17 protein-coding genes and 1 tRNA gene are annotated in these 19,436 nt (G+C 29.3%); 16 read left to right on the top strand and 2 right to left on the bottom strand.

Going from position 1 to position 19,436, the window contains the following annotated elements; translation table 11 throughout:
• The 9 genes from RSF37_RS12560 to RSF37_RS12520 all read left to right on the top strand — a co-directional run.
• The coding region (locus RSF37_RS12560; protein ID WP_332564749.1) for a DUF3656 domain-containing U32 family peptidase at positions 1-1,073 on the top strand (1,073 nt) is incomplete at its 5' end.
• A 3-nt stretch (positions 1,074-1,076) separates the two neighbouring features.
• Positions 1,077-3,437: an endonuclease MutS2 gene (locus RSF37_RS12555; RefSeq protein WP_332564748.1), complete on the top strand. Its 2,361-nt coding sequence runs from the start codon at positions 1,077-1,079 to the stop codon at positions 3,435-3,437.
• 180 nt (positions 3,438-3,617) lie between these two features.
• Positions 3,618-4,568 (top strand): carbohydrate kinase family protein, encoded by a 951-nt coding sequence (locus RSF37_RS12550; RefSeq protein WP_332564747.1) that lies wholly within the window; start codon positions 3,618-3,620, stop codon positions 4,566-4,568.
• 84 nt (positions 4,569-4,652) lie between these two features.
• Positions 4,653-5,102: a DUF523 domain-containing protein gene (locus RSF37_RS12545; RefSeq protein ID WP_332564746.1), complete on the top strand. Its 450-nt coding sequence runs from the start codon at positions 4,653-4,655 to the stop codon at positions 5,100-5,102.
• Positions 5,103-5,219: 117 nt separating this feature from the next.
• Positions 5,220-5,837, top strand: a complete 618-nt coding sequence (locus RSF37_RS12540) for a 50S ribosomal protein L25 (protein WP_332564745.1) — start codon at positions 5,220-5,222, stop codon at positions 5,835-5,837.
• Between the two features lie 146 nt (positions 5,838-5,983).
• Complete coding sequence (locus tag RSF37_RS12535; RefSeq protein WP_332564744.1) at positions 5,984-7,711, top strand: phospho-sugar mutase; 1,728 nt, start codon at positions 5,984-5,986, stop codon at positions 7,709-7,711.
• Positions 7,712-7,780: 69 nt separating this feature from the next.
• Positions 7,781-8,881 (top strand): tetratricopeptide repeat protein, encoded by a 1,101-nt coding sequence (locus tag RSF37_RS12530; protein ID WP_332564743.1) that lies wholly within the window; start codon positions 7,781-7,783, stop codon positions 8,879-8,881.
• 61 nt (positions 8,882-8,942) lie between these two features.
• Positions 8,943-9,488: a nitroreductase family protein gene (locus RSF37_RS12525; protein WP_332564742.1), complete on the top strand. Its 546-nt coding sequence runs from the start codon at positions 8,943-8,945 to the stop codon at positions 9,486-9,488.
• 99 nt (positions 9,489-9,587) lie between these two features.
• Complete coding sequence (locus tag RSF37_RS12520; RefSeq protein ID WP_332564741.1) at positions 9,588-10,232, top strand: cyclodeaminase/cyclohydrolase family protein; 645 nt, start codon at positions 9,588-9,590, stop codon at positions 10,230-10,232.
• A 24-nt stretch (positions 10,233-10,256) separates the two neighbouring features.
• On the opposite strand, the gene pdaA is transcribed toward RSF37_RS12520, so the two are convergent.
• The gene (pdaA, locus tag RSF37_RS12515) at positions 10,257-11,063 is read right to left on the bottom strand and encodes a delta-lactam-biosynthetic de-N-acetylase (protein ID WP_332564740.1); all 807 of its coding nucleotides are present in this window, start codon (positions 11,061-11,063) and stop codon (positions 10,257-10,259) included.
• Positions 11,064-11,226: 163 nt separating this feature from the next.
• Here pdaA and ychF point away from each other — a divergent pair, with 163 nt between their 5' ends.
• A complete protein-coding gene (gene ychF / locus RSF37_RS12510) occupies positions 11,227-12,324 on the top strand; it encodes a redox-regulated ATPase YchF (protein ID WP_332564739.1) in 1,098 nt (365 codons plus the stop codon).
• A gap of 82 nt (positions 12,325-12,406) precedes the next feature.
• On the opposite strand, the gene RSF37_RS12505 is transcribed toward ychF, so the two are convergent.
• Positions 12,407-12,503: transfer RNA gene (locus RSF37_RS12505), tRNA-Sec, on the bottom strand.
• A gap of 180 nt (positions 12,504-12,683) precedes the next feature.
• Here RSF37_RS12505 and mraZ point away from each other — a divergent pair.
• The 6 genes from mraZ to RSF37_RS12475 form a co-directional block, all read left to right on the top strand.
• A complete protein-coding gene (mraZ, locus tag RSF37_RS12500; protein WP_332564738.1) occupies positions 12,684-13,112 on the top strand; it encodes a division/cell wall cluster transcriptional repressor MraZ in 429 nt (142 codons plus the stop codon).
• A gap of 17 nt (positions 13,113-13,129) precedes the next feature.
• Positions 13,130-14,062, top strand: a complete 933-nt coding sequence (gene rsmH / locus RSF37_RS12495) for a 16S rRNA (cytosine(1402)-N(4))-methyltransferase RsmH (RefSeq protein ID WP_332564737.1) — start codon at positions 13,130-13,132, stop codon at positions 14,060-14,062.
• A 42-nt stretch (positions 14,063-14,104) separates the two neighbouring features.
• Positions 14,105-14,611 (top strand): cell division protein FtsL, encoded by a 507-nt coding sequence (locus RSF37_RS12490; protein ID WP_332564736.1) that lies wholly within the window; start codon positions 14,105-14,107, stop codon positions 14,609-14,611.
• A 47-nt stretch (positions 14,612-14,658) separates the two neighbouring features.
• Entirely contained in the window at positions 14,659-16,875 is a 2,217-nt protein-coding gene (locus RSF37_RS12485; protein WP_332564735.1) for a stage V sporulation protein D, read from the top strand.
• A gap of 105 nt (positions 16,876-16,980) precedes the next feature.
• Positions 16,981-18,435: a UDP-N-acetylmuramoyl-L-alanyl-D-glutamate--2,6-diaminopimelate ligase gene (locus tag RSF37_RS12480; protein WP_332564734.1), complete on the top strand. Its 1,455-nt coding sequence runs from the start codon at positions 16,981-16,983 to the stop codon at positions 18,433-18,435.
• Between the two features lie 11 nt (positions 18,436-18,446).
• The coding region (locus RSF37_RS12475; protein WP_332564733.1) for a UDP-N-acetylmuramoyl-tripeptide--D-alanyl-D-alanine ligase at positions 18,447-19,436 on the top strand (990 nt) is incomplete at its 3' end.

Below are 19,436 nucleotides of genomic sequence, written 5' to 3'. Positions count from 1 at the left end.
CAGGAAATATAGTTGAAGAGGCTAGTAGTAGACCACTTGATAAAGAAAGAATAGAAAAAGCCTTATTTAAGTCAGGAGATTATCCATATAAGTTTGATACGGTTGATTTTGTATCATTTGAAGATGGATTTATGAGAATTGGAGAACTTAATGAGCTTAGGAGAGAATTGTTCCAAAAGATAATTAAGAAAGAATGTTCAAAGTATAGAAGAAGACGTAATGGAAATGAAGAACTTAAAAAATCAGTAAGTAAAGAGAGAAACTTCGAAAATATTGAATACTTACCTAAAGTAATATTAAAAGAACAATTTGAAGAAATTAAAAATGAATTTGATTTTATAGCTGTTGATGTATTTAATAGACATCAAAATGGAATGAAAGTAAATGATTTAAAAGAGTACAGTGCAAACTGTAATTTAATATTAAAAGTACCATCAATTATAAAGGAAGAATTTAATTCTGTTTGCAATATAATAGATAAGAGTATGCCTTTTATTAAAGGAGTAATAACTTCAAATGTCGGGATAATAAATAAATATAAAGGTAAGATGATTATTATAGGAGACTATAAACTTAATATTTTCAATAAAGAGGCATTAGAGTTTTATAAAAATGATTTAGATATATTAACTTTAAGTGAAGAACTTAATAGAAAGGAACTTAAGGCTACTATAAAAGGTTTTGATGGAATCACAAGTAAGCTTATTTATGGTAAGTCAGAGCTTATGGTAAGTGAATACTGTCCTATTGGTAGTACATTTGGATGTAAATCATCAAATAAAGAGTGTAATAGAGCTTGTGAGAAAGATACATTTACACTTGTAGATAGGATGAATGAAAGATTTAGTGTTATGACTGATATATTCTGTAGAAGTCATATATTAAATCAGGCACCATTAAATCTGTTTGAAGAAGTTTCTGATTTAAAAGAACTTGGATTTGTAACATTAAGACTTGATTTTACTGATGAAACTAGAGAAGGAGTTAGAAGAGTTTTAAATGAATTAAATTCAAAATCTGATATAGATAATAAAAACTATACTAAAGGACATTATAGAAGAGGTGTAGAGTAAAAAATGAATGAAAGAACATTTAGAGTTTTAGAATTTCAAAAAGTAAAAGAAGAAATAAAAAGATTCTCAAAAACAAAAGGTGGAAAGAATCTTGTAGATAAATTAGTACCTTATGAAACAAAGTATGAAATGGAGTTAGCTTTAAAAGAGACAAAAGAAGCACTTGATATGCTTGTAGCAAAAGGAACTCCTCCTTTTGAAGGATTACATGATGTAAATGAAGGTATTGAAAGAGCATCTAAAGGTGGAGTGTTATCTGGAGCTCAATTACTTAACATTGGTAATATGCTAAGATGCTCTAGGAGATTTAAAAAGTATGTAGAAAGACAAGAAGAGGAAGTAGCTTATCCTATAATTGAAGATTTAGCTTATATACTAGAACCTTTAAAAGCGCTTGAAGAAGCAATAGAAACTGCTATAGTCTCTGAGGATGAAGTAAGTGATAGAGCTTCATCTACACTAAGAAGCATAAGACGAAGCTTAAAAGAAAAAAATTCATCAGTTAGAGAGAAAATAAATAGCATAGTAAGAAGTTATTCTAAGTATTTACAAGAATCTCTTTATACAATGAGAGGTGATAGATATGTGTTACCTGTAAAAGTTGAATATAAAGGTCAAGTTCCAGGTATTGTCCATGATCAAAGTTCAACAGGGGCTACTTTATTTATTGAACCTATGGGTCTTGTTAATTTAAATAATGAAATTAAAGAACTTATGCTTAAGGAGAAGGCTGAAATTGAGAGAATACTTTCAGAACTTTCAAAGAAAGTTAGTGAAGATGTAGATGTATGTAAAAGTAACAATAAAATATTAACTGAATTAGATTTTATATTTTCAAAAGGAGCGTATGCATCATATATAGATGGAACATATCCTTTAGTTACTGATAATGGAACATTTGATATAATTTCAGGAAGACATCCTTTAATAGATAGAAAGACAGTTGTATCTTCTGATATTTATATGCAAGAGGGATATAATGTTATAATGATTACAGGACCAAATACTGGTGGTAAAACAGTTACGTTAAAAACTGTTGGAATAATTCACTTAATGGGAATGTGTGGACTTTTAATACCAGCTAATGATGGATCAAAAATTGCATATTATAATGAAATATTTGCTGATATTGGTGATGAACAAAGTATAGAACAATCTTTATCTACATTCTCATCACATATGACTAATATAGTTAAAATAATGGAAGAGGCAACATCTAATTCCCTTGTATTGTTTGATGAACTTGGAGCTGGAACAGACCCAACTGAAGGGGCAGCACTTGCAGCTTCAATAATAAATAGTTTAAAATCTAGAGGAACAAAAATAGTTTTAACTACTCACTATAGTGAACTAAAAGGATACGCCCTTAGAACACCTGATGTAGAAAATGCATCAGTAGAATTTGATGTTGAAACATTAAGACCGACATATAGACTTTTAATTGGTATACCAGGTAAGTCAAATGCTTTTGAAATTTCAAGAAGATTAGGTCTTAAAGACAATATAATAGATGGTGCTAAAGAATTCATACAAGAAGATAATTTACAGTTTGAAGACCTTATAAGAGAACTTCAAGAAAAAAGTATTATAGCAAAAAGAGATGCAAGAGAAGCATTAAAAGAAAAGGAAGATGCTATAAAACTAAAAGATAAATATGAGGAGAAACTTAAAAAGTTAGACAAAACTAGAGATAAAGCTTACATGGATGCTAGACGCGAAGCTAAAGAAATTATATCAAGAGCTAAGGATGAGGCTGATGATATATTAAAAGCCATGAGGGAGCTTGAAAAAATGGGCATAGAGAGTGGTGGAAGAGGTAGACTAGAAGAAGAAAGAAAAAAACTTAAAGATAGTCTAGAAAAGAAAGAAAATTCTCTATATAAACAAAAAGAAGAAAAAGGTGAAAAAGTTAAAAATATTAGCCTTGGTATGGAAGTGTACATTCCATCATTAAATCAAAATGTAACTGTAATATCTCTTCCTGATAATAAGGGTGAAGTTCAAGTTGAAGCGGGCATAATGAAGATTAGTGTAAAAGCAGATGATCTAAGAATTTCAAGTAATAGTCAAACTAAGACTAAAGCTAAGAAGAAGAGAGAAGTTAAACTTAATTTAAGCAATGTAGAAACTAGAGTTGATTTAAGAGGGTTAGATTCTGAAGAGGCTTGTTTTAGAACAGATAAGTATTTAGATGATGCATATATGGCTAATCTTGCAGAAGTTACTGTAGTTCATGGTAAAGGAACTGGAGTTCTTAGAAAAGCTATTAATGATATGTTAAAGAGACATCCTCATGTAAAAAGTTATAGACTAGGTGTTTATGGCGAAGGTGGAGATGGAGTAACTATAGTTACTTTAAAATAATAAAAATGCGACATATATTTATAAATATATGTCGCATTTTTTTATTGCTTTACCAATTTAATTGTTTACATTAAGTGGTTTTAAAAAATTCAATAAAAATTCTTTATTTTTTTCTTTTTGTAACTTATAATTAATATATATTTTTATATTAAAATGGGAAATAGAAACGGGAGAGATAGAATGATACAAGAAGATTCATACATACTAGTAATGGGAGCATCAATAGTTGATATCCTTGGCTTTAGCAGAAATACATACAAGGGAATGGATTCAAATCCGGGAAATATTAAAATTTCACTTGGAGGAGTTTGTAGAAATATTTCAGAAAATCTTGCTAGAGTTGGAGTAAATACTAAATTTATATCAACTATAGGCGACGACGAAAATGGTAGAAACATACTAGCGCACTCAGCGATGATTGGATATGATATGGAAGAGTCATTAATACTTGAAGGTGGATGTACACCAACATACATGGCAATATTAGATCATACAGGTGAAATGGTGTCAGCAGTAGTTGATATGGAAAGTTTAGATGAAATGGATACAGATTTCATAGATTCTAAAAAGGCAGTTATCGAGAGTTCAGAGTATACAATATTAGATGCAGACAATGCAGAACTTTTAGAGTACATACTTACAAAATATGCTGGCAAAACTAAATTTGTTTTAGATCCAGTATCAGCTGCAAAAGCAGAAAAGATAAAACATTTAATAAAATATTTTCATACAATAAAGCCAAATAGATATGAGGCAGAAATACTTTGTGGATTTGAAATAAAGACAAGAGAAGATTTAAATAAAGCAGGAGATTTTTTCTTAACACAAGGAGTAGAAAATATTTTTATAAGTTTAGATGAAGATGGAATATATTATGCAAATGCAAATGAAAGTGGTCAAATTAAAGCTCAAAATGTAAAAGTTAAAAATACAACAGGCGCAGGAGACTCATTTGTTGCAGGAGTTGGTTATGGTTATATGAATAACTTAACTATTAAAGAAACTGTAAAGTATGCAATAGCAATGTCTGCTATTACTATATATCACGAAGATACAATAAATCCAAAAATGAGTGAAGAATATGTAGAAGTATATTTAGATAAATTGGATTGGCAAGAAAATACATATTAAAAATAAGGCAGTTAGTACATATTCATATGTACAACTGCTATTTTTATAAAATATTGTTGTATAAGTAATTTAGGAGGGGATTAAATGATAATAATAAGTGCTTGTTTATGTGGTTGTAATTGCAAGTATAATGGGAAAAATAACAAAAATGAACAATGTATCAAATTGTTTAAGGCTGGGAAAGCCGTATTAATTTGTCCAGAACAATTAGGCGGAATGGCTACGCCAAGACTACCATCAGAGATAAGAAAAGAAGAAGTATTTACTAATGAACATGAAAATGTAACTAATAATTTTATAAGAGGTGCAGAAGAGTCTTTAAATATTGCAAAGATTGTAAATGCAAAGTTTGCAATACTTAAAAATGGAAGTCCCTCTTGCGGAAGTAGTTTAATTTATGATGGGACTTTCCAAAATAAAAAGATAAAAGGGGAAGGTTTTACGACAAAGTTACTTAGAAAAAATGGAATAGAAGTTTATGGAGAAGATGAAATTAATGAAGAAATTCTAGCAAATATAAGTATTAAAAAGTAATTAAGTGTTGATAGAAATTAATATTCAAAATATGTTTTAATTTTTAAATATGTATAAAAATCTTCATTTTGAGCCATACTTTAAAAAGAGTTTTGTATTAAAGTGAGGAGGATTCGTATGGGAGAATTAAAAATAAAAGAAAGAAATAAAGTAAACCATGGAGGAAAGAAGGCAAGAGCTAAGGGGTTAGTGCCTGGTGTACTTTATGGTAGAGAAATTAGGAATTTTATGTTTGAAGTAGGATTGTTAGAACTTGATAAGGAAGTTTCAAGTATTGGTGAACATGGGATATTAAACATAGAACTTAATGGAACTAAACAATCAGCGCTAATAAAAGAAGTTCAAAGAGAACCTGTTAATCATGAAATTATTCATCTTGATTTAGAAGCGATAGATAAGAATGAAAAGATTCAAACAGAAGTGCCAATTCAATATATTGGTGAAAAACTACTTACAAAAAAAGGCGCAGTACTTCAAAAAGAGAAAGATGTAGTTAAAGTATCTTGTGATGCGACAGAATTACCAAAGTCAATCAAAATAGATGTTTCAAGAGGTATTAATGGATCTGTATACAGATTAGAAGATTTAGAAATAGCAAGTGAAATATCAATAGTTGAAGATTTAAATGCTGTAATTGCGTCAATATCAAATGAAAGAAAACTAGTTTCTGAATTAGTAGAAGAAGAAATGGCTCCAATTCAGAGTTCTGCAAAGAATAAAGAAACTAAAAAATAATTTGTTGAATTAAGAGGAAATTTAGAGAATTCTGAATTTCCTCTTACTTTTATAGGTTAAATTGTAATAAAACATAGATAAGAAAAGTTTGAATTTTTTACCTTATGATGTATAATATATCTGTAACAAATAAGGGAGGTATATAGATGAATTATAAGGATAAATACAACAATTGGTTAGAATCAGAAATGATTAATGAAGAAACAAAAAATGAATTAAAAATGATAAAAGATGATAAAGAAATTGAAGATAGATTTTACAAGGATCTTGAATTTGGAACAGGTGGACTTAGAGGGATAATTGGTGCAGGAACTAATAGAATGAATATTTACACTGTATCAAAAGCAACTCAGGGGTTTGCGAATTACCTAAATGAGGCATTTGATAATCCATCAGTTGCAATAGCATATGATTCAAGAAATATGTCAAAAGAATTTGCTAAAGCTACAGCATTAACTTTAGCTGCAAATAATATAAAAGTATACTTATTTGAAGGACTAAGACCAACACCAGTGCTTTCATTTACAGTTAGACACTTAGGATGTACAGGTGGTATAGTTATAACAGCGTCACATAATCCAAAAGAATATAATGGATATAAAGTTTATGATGAGTTCGGTGGACAAGTAACAGACTTAAAAGCTAACAAAATAATAAGCTGTGCAAATAATATAAACGATTTCTCAGAAATAAAAAATATATCTGAAGAAGAAGCTTTAGAAAAGGGTTTACTAAATTATATAGGAGAAGAAGTTGATAAAGCTTATATAGAAAAAGCTAAAGGACTTACTATAAGAGAAGATTTAGTTAAAAATAGTGCTAAAGATTTAAAGATTATATATACTCCAATACATGGTTCTGGAAATGTTCCAGTTAGAAGAGTTTTAAATGAATTAGGATATGATAATTTAACTGTTGTTAAAGAGCAAGAACTTCCAAACGGAAACTTCCCTACAGCACCATATCCAAACCCAGAAGATCCAAAGGTATTTGAGATCGCACTTAATATGGCAACGGAAGAAAATCCAGATATAATATTTGGAACAGACCCTGATTGTGATAGAATAGGTGTAGTTGTTAAAGACTCAGACAATGAATATAAAGTTCTTACTGGAAATCAAACAGGATTATTATTAACTAATTATATATTAAGTTCATTAAAGGAAACTGGAAAGTTACCTGAAAATGGTGTAGTAATTAAGACAATTGTAACAACTGAAGGTGCAAGAGAGATAGCTAATCATTATGGTGTTGAAATAATGGATGTTTTAACAGGCTTTAAATATATTGGTGAAAAAATAAGAGAATTTAAAGAAAGTAATGAAAAGACATACCTTTTCGGATTTGAAGAGAGTTATGGGTACTTAGCAGGAGACTTTGTACGTGATAAAGATGCTGTTATTGCTGGTATGTTAATATCTGAAATGACATTATATTACAAGAAAAAAGGACTTAGCTTAGCGGAAGCTTTAAATGAACTATATGAGCAATTTGGATTCTTTAAAGAAGAGTTAGTTTCAATTGAATTAAAAGGTAAAGAAGGACAAGAGAAGATTTCAGCTTGCATTGATTCATTAAGAAATGCAACTATTACAGAAATCGGAAATGTGAAAATAAAGACTAAATTAGACTATAAATTAAGCATTGAAGAAAATTTAATAGAAAATAATAAAACAAATATTGAATTACCTAAGTCAAATGTGTTAAAATTTATACTTGAAAATGGTTCATCATTTGTTGTAAGACCTTCAGGAACTGAACCTAAAATGAAAGTTTATCTTGCTGTAAAGGGAAGTAGTTTAGATGGCGCTTTAAATGATATGAAATTATTTAAAGAAAACGTAATGGAATTAATTCAAAGTAAATTAAATTAATTTTAGTCAAAGTTGTGCTACCATCTTTAAGATGGTAGCAATTATTTTTTTATAGGCGGTGAAAGTTATATGGATTATAAAGCTTTATTTAAAGAAAAATTAAGTAAGTTATTATTTTTAGAAATTGATAAAGAAGGATTTAAAAAGGTTGCAAACATTCCAGAATATATTACTTTTAGTAGTAAGGAATTGTTTATACCAATAAGTTCAGAGTACATAACAAGTAATATAGGAGATAGAGTTAAGATAGAAAATTTACCTATATATTACTTTATAGAAGGAATGCTTTTAACATTAGGAGCAGATAAAAATATAAGTTATAGTGAAGACTACAAACTTTTATTAATGCAAATACCTGAAAGTGAAGAATGTGGTAAAAGTTTAGTTGCAGAAAGAGTTAAAGAAGGAAGATTTGAGGATGCGTATTTAATATTAAAAGGACTTTTAGAAATTAATGAAGATGAAGAATATATGAAAAAGTTACTTTTAGTTGGAATATCTATTAGAGAGAAAGATTCTGGATTTGAAGAAATATTACTTGAAGATATTGAAGAGGCTAAAAAATTATTTGGAAAGATGAAAGAACCATATCTTTATAAAGGAATAATTTTAAAAGATAAACTAGATTACATTGGAGCTAAAGTTGAAATTAATGAGTATTTACTAAGAGGTGGAGAACAAACTTCAGAAATTCAAATGCTTATGAACGATATAGAAAATGTAACAACTTACGAAGAAGCTATATCATTAATTGAAGATGCACCAGAAAAATCAATTGGAATGTTTTTATCATTACTTGAACATTTTGATGAGAACCCACTTATATATTATTATTTAGGTGTTTGTTATAGAAGAGTTAAGCAATATGAAAAGGCTGTTTATTATTTACTTGAAAGCTTAAGAGTTGAAAGTGGAATTCTTGAAGTTGTAAATGAACTTGGATTAAACTATGCATGTCTTGGAAACTATGAAGATGCAGTTAGATACTTTAAAAAAGCATTTGAAGCATCAAGAGAAGTTGAAATATGTACTAATATAATAATGTGTTATTTAAATTCAGGAAATTTAAAAGATGCAAAATTACATTTAGAAATTGCAAAAAACCTTGATAAAGATGATGAAATAGTTAAAAAAATAGAAAAGATAATCGAGCAAAAAGAAAATAAATAAATTAACAATTTAATAGGAATACTAATCATATGATTAAATTTATGATTAGGAGTGAAGTGTTATGGAATTTTATGACGTAATTAAGAAAAGACAAAGTATAAGCAAGTATAAAGGTGAAGAAGTTTGCAAAGGAAGTATAGCTAATATGATAGATGCTGCGATGAGAGCACCTTCATGGAAGAATAAATCAGCTTTTAAGATTATTATAATTGATGATCAAAACATTAAGGATGATGTTGCATCGTCAATATTAAATAAAGATGATAAAGCAAAAGATGCAGTTAAAGAAGCACCTATTTTAGCAGTAGTAGTTGCAGAACCAGATAAATCTGGAGAAGTTGATGGCAAGGAGTTTTACTTAGTAGACGGCGCCATCGCAATGGAACATTTCATACTAGCTGCAACAGCAGAAGGGTATGGAACTATGTGGATAGCTGCACTTGAAGAAGAAAAGGTTAAACAAACATTAAATATACCAAAAGATATAAAAATTATTGGTATAACACCGGTTGGAATTCCAGCAGAAATAAAAGAACATAATGCTAAAAAAGATATTAAGGATTATGTATTTATAAATAAATATAGTAATCCATATATAGAAAAATAGTAAATAGGCTCACTAATGAGCCTATTTATTTTTTTATATTCTATAGAAGTAAAGATAATATGGTGATATAATCAAATAAATAAATTTAGGAGTGATTTTATGGAATTTAATAATTATAAAATAGAAGAATTTTTAAAGGATCTAGCATCTAGTTCCCCAGCGCCAGGTGGAGGGAGTACAGCTTCACTTATAGCTGCAATTGCTGGATGTTTAAATAATATGGTATATTCTTTAACTATAGGAAAGAAATCTTTTGAAAGATTAAATGATATAGAAAAAAATAAAATGATTAAATTAGAAAAAGAATGCAAAAGCTTTATTAATGAGTGTATGGTATACATGGAAGAAGATAGAACGTGTTTTAACAAACTTATGGATGTTTACAAGCTTCCTAAAAATACAGATGAAGAAAATGCAATTAGAAAAAAAGAAATTAAAAATAAAACATATGAAGCTATGATGGCACCTTTAAAGGTAACTAGAGAATGTTTGAAATTTTATGATAATATTGATTTTGCTATTGAATGTGGAAATAAAATGTTAATATCAGATGCAGGAGTTTCAGCAAGTATTTTAAATTCAGCTATTGAAAGTTCAATAATAAATGTGAAAGTGAATTTAAGTTCATTAAAAACAGAAATATTCTTCAATGAAATAAATGATGAAATTAGTTTTATTAAAGAAGAGTCATTAAAAAGAAAAAACAATATATTAGGAAAAGTAGATGAATGTATTTATAATTAAAATAAAAAATAAATGGTGCAAGTATTAACTTGCACCATTTATTATCATTTTTTCAGGTAAATCATTTAATGATTTGAACTCATAGCCTTCTTCCTTAAGGGAAGTTAAAACCTCTTTTAGTATTTTTGTGTTTGTATCAGAAACTGCATGTAACAATAATATTCCACCAGGATGAGCTCCATTTTTAATTTTTTCGATACCATAACTTTCTGATGGCTGATTATCTACTAACCAATCTCTATAAGCGAAGCTCCAAAAGATACTTTTATAACCAAGTTCTTCGGTCATTTTTAAAGAATCTTTTGAATATTTACCCATTGGAGGACGGAAGTACTTTGGTATATCACTTCCTATTAATTCTTTATAAGCGTCTTCTACGTCAGTCAATTCTTTTTTAAACTTTTCTTTATCCTGAATTGAAGGCATTGAAGGGTGAGTAGAGGAGTGGTTGCATACTAAATGGCCTTCGTTTACCATACGTTTTACTGTTTCTGGATGTGAAGTTATATAAGGTTTAACAACAAAGAATGCTGCTTTTACATTAACTTCTTTTAGGATGTCTAAAATGCCTTCAGTATTACCTTTTTCATAGCCTTCATCAAAAGTTAAATATAATTCTTTTTTAGTAGTATCGCCTAAATAAAAAGAATTACTGTCTTTTAAGAAACTTATAGACTCTTTTGGTGGTTCTGGTGTTGTACCTTTACCTCTGAATACAAAATACCAGTTAAGTTCATTTGAACTATTAATATTTGTTGCAAATGCAGTTATACTAAATATAAAAATAACAAATGAGGATAAAAGGATTATTTTAAAATATTTATTTTTCATAAAAAAACCTCCTAACTATCTCTTAGTTAGTATTAGGTAAATAAAATAAAATAAACATGGTAATATTTAAAAAATAGGTCTCTTATTTTTTAATAAGTTGAAAATTAATAATATGTAGAGTATAATTTATGAGTATAATTTAAACGAGAAAGGAATGTACATAATGAAGTTAGGAATTGTAGGTTTACCAAATGTAGGTAAAAGCACTTTGTTTAATGCAATAACAAAGGCTGGAGCAGAATCAGCGAACTATCCTTTTTGCACAATAGAACCAAATATAGGGGTTGTTAGTGTTCCAGATAAAAGATTAGATGTATTAGAAAAAATGTATAACACTAAGAAGAAAGTTTATACTTCAATAGAATTTTATGATATAGCAGGACTTGTAAAAGGAGCTTCAAAAGGTGAAGGATTAGGAAATAAATTCTTATCACATATAAGAGAAGTTGCTGCAATAGTTCATGTTGTGAGATGCTTTGATGACGGAAATGTAGTTCACGTTGAAGGTTCTGTAGATCCAATAAGAGATATCGAAACAATAAACTTAGAACTTATATTCTCAGATTTAGAAGTATTAGAGAGAAGAATAGAAAAATCAGTTAAACTTGCAAGATCAGGAGATAAGAAAGCAAAAGCTGAGTATGATACTATGATCAGAGTTAAAGAACACTTAGAAAATAATCTACCAGTTAGAACATTAGAAGTAACAGATGAGGAAAATGAATTCATAAAGAGTCTTTTCTTAATAACTTCAAAACCAGTTTTATATGCTTGTAACGTATCAGAAGATGATGTTGTAAGTGGAAACACTCATAATGATTATGTTAAAATCGTTGAGGAACATGCTAAAACTGAAAATGCTGGTATAGTAATAGTAAGTGCTAAGATTGAAGAAGAATTATCAGGACTTGAAGATGATGAAAAAGAAGAGATGCTTGGTGAGTACGGATTAACTGAATCAGGACTTGATCAACTTATAAGAGAAGGTTACAAATTACTTGGACTTATAAGTTATTTAACTGCTGGAGTTCAAGAAGTAAGAGCTTGGACTATCAGAATTGGTACAAAGGCACCACAAGCTGCTGGAAAGATTCACTCAGATATTGAAAGAGGATTTATAAGAGCAGAAGTTGTAGGTTATGATGATTTAGTAGAATGTGGTTCAGAAGCTGCAGCTAAAGAAAGAGGACTTTACAGATTAGAAGGAAAAGAATATGTTATGAAAGATGGAGATGTAGTAAACTTCAGATTTAACGTATAATTTTAAAAGTGGAGAATATTCTCCACTTTTTTATTTAATATAAGTAAAAGATGTGGAAAAATTCTCCACATCTTTTTCTTTTTGGCGGGAATATGTAGGAATCGAACCTACCTATGATGGTATTAGCACCACAAAGCGGTTTTGAAGACCGATAAGTCCACCAGAACTTCTCTATTCCCATAATCTTAAATATTCTACATAAGAAATTTAAAAAAGTCAAATAAAATTAAGAAATATTACCATAAAAAAAGAGGAATTTCACAATTGTTATAGAATAGTATAAATAAGTGGTTAAAAGTGGTGAATAGTGGTTGAAAGTAGAGAGAAATAACTGTAAAGTATAATAGGGGAGAAAAAGGATGTTTATAGGTGAATACCATCATGGAATAGATAACAAAAATAGAATGATTGTTCCCTCTAAACTTAGAGAAGGTTTTAATGGGAAATTTGTTATTACAAAAGGATTAGATGGATGTCTATATGCGTACCCTATGGAAGAATGGAAGGTTTTAGAGGAAAAGATGAAAACACTGCCACTTACTAATAAAGATGCTAGAGCTTTTGTAAGGTTTTTCTTCTCAGGAGCTTGTGAAGTTGAACTGGACAAGCAGGGAAGAGGATTAATTCCACAAAATTTAAAAGAATATGCTGGGATAGAAAAGGATATAGTAAGTATAGGAGTATTAAGCAGAGTAGAAATATGGAGCAGGGAAAAATGGGAAGAATATAATAACTCAAATATTGATTTTGAATCAATTGCAGAAAATATGAGCGATTTAGGAATTTAACGAGGAGATAAAGAATTATGGAATTTAAACACGTTTCAGTACTTTTAAATGAATGCTTAGAGGGACTAGATATAAAAGAAGATGGAAAATATGTTGATTGTACTTTAGGTGGTGCAGGTCACTCAAGTGAAATAATTAAAAGATTATCAAAAGATGGACTTTTAATAGGAATAGATCAAGATAAAGACGCTTTAAAGGCAGCAGGAAAAAGATTGGAAGAATATGATAATAAAGTATTAGTTCATAATAACTTTCATAACATCGGAGAAATAATAGATGAATTAGGTGTTGGAAAAGTAGATGGGATACTTATGGATCTTGGCGTATCATCATATCAATTAGATGAAGGTGAGAGAGGATTCAGTTACATGAAAGATGCTCCACTTGATATGAGGATGAATAGAGATATTGATTTTTCAGCTTACGATATTATTAATGGATATAGTGAGACGGAGTTATACAAAATAATAAAAGATTATGGTGAGGAAAGATTTGCAAAAAGAATTGCTTCATTTATTGTAACAAGAAGAGCAGAAAAGCCAATTGAGACTACTCTAGAGCTTGTTGACATAATAAAAAGTGCAATACCTGCAAAATTAAGAAGAGAAGGACCACATCCAGCTAAAAGAACTTTCCAAGCAATAAGAATAGAAGTTAATGGCGAACTTAGAATATTAAATAAAGCTATTGAAGATGGTGTAAGTAAGTTAAATAAAGGTGGAAGAATGGCTATAATAACATTCCATTCACTAGAAGATAGAATAGTAAAACTTAAATTTAGAGAACTTGCGAATCCATGTACTTGTCCAAGAGAATTTCCAATATGTAACTGTGGAAAGGTTGCAACAGTTAAGTTAATAAAAAGAAAGGCAATAGAGCCTAGTGAAGAGGAAGTTTTAGAAAATCCAAGAAGTAGAAGTGCAAAGCTTAGGGTAATTGAGAGAATATAAACTTTAGAAATAATGTTATAAATATAAGGGGATGTGAATAAAGTGATAGTAGAGGAATTTAATTATGTAAAAGGTAATACAGCTGTTAAACCTGAAAGAAAATATGACGATATAAAAAGAGATAAACGTTATAAAGATTTAGAAAAAGCAAAAAAGAGAAGAAATAAACTTGCCAAAGCGCAGAAGAAAAAGAATAAAAGTGCAGCTCTACAAATTGCATTAGTTATATTCGTACTAGGGGTTGGCACAATATGGAGAGATACTAAAGTATACAACTTACAATCTCAAATAGGTGGGTTAAATGATCAGATCAAAACAGTTAGTTCTGAAAATGAAGCTTTAAAAGTAGATTTATTAAAGAATTCATCTTTAAAGAGTATAGAATCAAGTGCCAAAAATAAGCTTGGAATGATTACACCAGTTGATGCAGAAAAAGTTGATGTAGATTTATCTAAGAATTATTTAAATGGTGCAGGTACAGATGGAGTAGAAGATAAAGAAAGTAGTGATAAAGGATTACTTTCAAAAGTAATGGATGTGCTTAAATAAATGAGCGCATCCTAAATGTTTTTAAGCAATTATACGGAGGAGTTAGTGTGAGAAAAAAAGGCTATGTTGATAGAGCTTTAACAAGAAAGAGAATGAGAACTATAATTTGGGGGATAACTTTCATTTTTGCAATTTTAGCAGTAAGACTGTCTTACATAATGATTGTTAAAAGGCAAGAATATGCAGCAAGAGCTGAAGAACAATGGACAAGCGAAGTTAAAATCGATGCTAGAAGAGGAAGAATATTAGATAGAAATGAAAATGAGCTTGCAGTTTCTGCTAATGTTTATAGAGTGGATTTTGACTTAAACTCTATTAGAGCATATTTAAAAAATACTGATAAGAAAAAAAATAAAGAAGATAAAACAAACGAAGATATAGCACCAAAAATTGCAGAAGCAGTTGGTATGAAAAATGAGGAAGTACTTAAAAAGTTGCAGACAAAGCTTCCAAGTGGTGCAGATGCAGGTTCTGCAACTCTAGTTAGAAGAATAGAGAAGGAACAGGCAGATAAAGTTAAAGAGTTAAATATAAGTGGTGTAATAGTATCACCAGATACTAAAAGATATTATCCAAACAATAACTTTGCATCACATTTGCTAGGAAGTACAAATATTGATGGACAAGGTCTTACAGGGGTTGAACTTCAATATAATAAAGAACTATCAGGTATTCCGGGAATGAGAATTGCAGAACTTGACAGCAAGAGTAATGATTTGCCCTATACAATATCAAAATTTGTTCAACCTATTGAAGGTAAAGATGTATCTTTAACTATTGATGAACATATGCAATTCTTTGCTGAAAAAGCAGCAGATCAAGCGCTTAAAGATAATAAAGCAAAAGCTGCATCAGTACTTATTATGGATCCAAAGACAGGTGAAGTTTTAGCTATGGCAAACAAACCGGATTTTGATCCAAATGATCCATTTAAAGGAGCAGAAGCATTTGCTGGTAAAACAGAATATGATAAAGTTCAAAAAATGTGGAGAAATAGATTAGTTAATGATACTTTTGAACCAGGTTCAATATTTAAAGTTATAACATCTATTGCAGCAATGGAAGAAAATGTTGTTAAGCCAACTGATACTTTTGTATGTAATGGATCATTAACATTTGGAAAGAGAAAAATAAAATGTTGGAAAACGGGCGGGCACGGAACATTAACATTCCCAGAAATAATTCAAAATTCATGTAATGTTGGATTTATGGAACTTGGTGAAAAAATTGGTAAAGACAAGCTTTACGAATATATCGATAAGTTTGGATTCGGTAAAAAGAGTGGAATTGATCTTCCAGGAGAAGCTAATGGAATAATAAAAAATCCTAAGAATATTTCAGCAACAGACCTTGCAACAATATCATTTGGTCAAACAAATACAGTAAATTCAGTTCAATTTATGGCAGCATTTAATGCAGTTGCAAATGGTGGAACATTAATACAACCTCATGTAATGAAAGAAATAACACATAAAGATGAAAGTGGTGTTAATGTAATAGATAAAAAGTTTGAGCCAACTGAAAAAAATGTGGCAAGTAAAGAAAAGACAGCACAGCTTAGACAGTATTTAGAAAAAGTTGTTACAGCAGGTTCAGCAAAAGGAACTTTCATAGAAGGTTATCATATAGGTGGTAAAACAGGTACAGCACAAAAGGTTAATCCTGAAAATGGAACATATGAACAAGGAAAATATATTTCATCTTTCGTTGGAATGGCACCAGTAAGCGATCCTAAAGTTACTGTAATGATAACAATAGATGAGCCAAGTAATGGCCAATACTATGCAGGGGTTGTTACAGGGCCAGTTGCTAAAAATTTATTTACAGACATATTTAATTATCTAGAGAGTGATTTCTCAAAAGAGAATAATTCTGCTATAATGAGGGATACAATAATTCCTGAAATAAGAGGAAAAAATATAGAAGAAGCTAAAAAGATTTTAAAAGAAGCAAATTTAGATTATAATATAGAAGGAAAAGGTAATACAGTATCTAGTATTAAGCCATATCCAGGCTATTCAGTTAAAGAAGGAACAAAAATTAATCTATACACCGAAGATTCAGATGCGAGTAAGCAAGCTATAGTTATGCCAGATATTAGTGGCTATTCTAAAGAATCAGCAGAAAGTTTATTAAAGAGTCTCGGCTTAGTTGTTAAATTTGAAGGTACAGGTAGAGTAACTGCTCAAAATGTACCAAGTGGAGAGCTTATTACTAAGGGAACTAACATTAAGTTAACCTTAAATTCAGATTATAAAGATTAAACTTTTAATTGTTATAGCATGTAGGGTTCACCTTACATGCTATTTTAAAGAGTAAATGTAATTATAGCTAGGGAATCAGCATATTAATTAAGGAGATGGTACAAAATGAAGCTAGCTAAGCTAATAAAAGGACTAAATTATGAGGTATTAAAAGGGAACGAAGATGTTTCTATTAATAATATCAATTATGATAGTAGAAAAGTAAAAGATGGAGATGTTTTTGTTTGCATTAAGGGATTTAAAAGTGATGGACATAAGTTCGTAGATTCTGCAATTAAAAATGGAGCTAAAGTAATTATATGCGAAGATGAAGTTGTTGTATCTTATGATATAACAATAATTAAAGTTGAAGATACAAGAAAAGCACTAGCTAAGATGGGTGCATCATATTATGATAATCCATGTGAAAAACTTAATATTATAGGTGTTACAGGAACAAATGGTAAAACAACAACAGCATTTATGATTAAAAACATATTAGAAAATTGTGGTGAAAAAGTTGGACTGATAGGAACTATTGCTAATTATATTGGCAAGGAAAAGCTTGAAACAGAAAGAACAACCCCAGAATCACTAGAATTACAAGAATTATTTAGAAATATGCTTGATAAAGGTGTCAAATATTGCATTATGGAAGTATCATCACATTCTTTAGAATTAGATAGAGTATATGGTGTTAATTTTAAAGTTTCAATATTTACCAACTTAACTAGAGATCATTTGGATTTTCATAAAACATTTGAAAATTATTATAAAGCTAAATATAAATTATTCCCAAGAAGCGAAACTAGCGTAATTAATATTGATGATAGTTATGGCGTTAGAATAACAGAAGATTTACAAAAAGAAAATATATCAAACTTTATAACATATGGAATTAAAAATGAAGCTGATATAATGGCAAAGAGTGAAAAATTAGAAAATATGGATATTCTTTTTGATTTAGTTACAAAAGAGAAAGTTCAAAGAGTATTACTACCAATTCCAGGTGAGTACAATATATATAATGCTTTAGGAGCTATATCAGCTTGCAAAATACTTGGAATAAGTATAGAAGATATAAAAGAAGGATTAAAACACGTTGTAGTACCTGGTAGATGTGAAAGAGCAGCTAGAGAATATAATCTTCCATATGAAATTATTATAGACTATGCACACACACCTGATGGGCTTGAAAATATTTTAAAAACAGCTAGAGAATTCACAAAAGGAAGATTAATTTCAGTATTTGGATGTGGTGGGGATAGAGATAAAGTAAAAAGACCACAAATGGGTAAGATAGGGACTGATTTATCAGATATATCTGTAATAACTTCAGATAATCCAAGAAGTGAAGAACCTGAGAGCATTATAAATGACATTTTAGAAGGAATAGAAAATGACAATTATATCAAAATAACAAATAGACATGATGGTATTGAAAAAGCTATGGAAATAGCAAAAAAAGGAGATGTTATTGTTATTGCAGGTAAGGGACATGAAACTTATCAAATATTAAATACAGGAACAATACACTTTGACGAAAGAGAAGTAATAGAAGAAATATTAAAGAAAAACTAGAGGTGCATTTTATGGAACTTACATTTAATGAATTACTTAAATATTCAAATGGAGAAATAATTATAGATAACGAAAACAAAAATTTCAACAAATTATCTACTGATACTAGAAAAATCGAAAAAAATAACATATTTCTAGCATTAAAAGGTGAAAATTTTAATGGTAACAAATATGTTAAAGAAGCATTTGCTAAAGGTGCATCAATTGTAATTGTAGATGAAGTACTTTTTGATGAAAATGAAATTGATGGAATTGTAATAAAAGTTAATGATGGAAAATCTGCTTTATTATCTATTGCTAAAGGTTATAGAGAAAAATTAGGTCTTAAAGTTGTTGGAATCACAGGTTCGACTGGAAAGACTTCAACAAAAGATTTAGTAAGTGCATTTTTAAGTGGTAAATACAAAGTTTTTAAAACAAAAGGTAATTTCAACAATGAAATTGGACTTCCACTTATGGTGTTAGAACTAGATAGTACAATTGATGTTGCTGTACTAGAAATGGGAATGAGTGATTTTAATGAAATTCATAACCTTGTTAATTGTGCAAGACCAGATATTGCTATGATAACTAACATTGGAGTTTCACATATAGAAAATTTAAAGACTAGAGAAAACATATTAAAAGCTAAAATGGAAATTACAGATTACTTCAATGAAAATAATACACTTGTAATCAATGATGAGGATGATATGCTTCAAACATTAGGTCAAAAGGAGTATGAAATAGTAAAAATTGGATATAATCATAATTGTGATTATTATGCAAGTAATGTAGTACTTACAAAAAAAACTACTTCATTTGATCTTAATTATAATAATAAAGTTTGTAGAATAACTTTAAATATGGTTGGAGCTCATAATGTATTAAATGCATTACTTGGAATTGGAGTCTCATTTAAGCTTGGACTTACTGTAGAAGAAATTATAGAAGGACTAAATAACTTAGAGGCGACATCGATGAGATTAGAATTTATTGAAGGTGATGGAATAGAGATTATT

The organism is Clostridium sp. (assembly GCF_036643715.1).
Taxonomy (GTDB): domain Bacteria; phylum Bacillota; class Clostridia; order Clostridiales; family Clostridiaceae; genus Clostridium.
Note: the sequence above shows the minus strand (reverse complement) of the source record. Positions and strands in the feature narration are given on the sequence as shown.